This is a genomic window from Bacillus pretiosus (assembly GCF_051294775.1).
GTDB lineage: Bacteria > Bacillota > Bacilli > Bacillales > Bacillaceae_G > Bacillus_A > Bacillus_A wiedmannii.
On the sequence record NZ_JBPPHF010000480.1, the window covers coordinates 1 to 286 of the forward strand.

1 protein-coding gene is annotated in these 286 nt (G+C 29.4%); it reads left to right on the forward strand.

From position 1 onward, the window contains the following. Window positions 1-286: hypothetical protein (locus tag ACSG5Z_RS31825; RefSeq protein WP_435712945.1), on the forward strand; the 286-nt coding region annotated here is incomplete at both ends.

Genomic DNA, 286 nt, shown 5'->3' on the forward strand with positions numbered 1-286 from the left:
AATTGATATAAAACTAAATGATTTACAAATCCAGAAATTTAACGAATATCACAATGAAACAGCAATGGAATTCTTATCAGGGCTTATGTACAGTGTTTTATTTGAAAAATTACCTAGAATACCATTTGCCATTATGGAACATAACAGAAACGATCTAAACAAGAAAATGTTGGGATTGTCTTTAAATTTGGATTATTTGATATGTGATATTAATACCAAAACGCAAGCGCAAGTTCTATTAGCATTAGGCAAAAATAGTGTTGATAAACGTGCAATTACAGAGAAG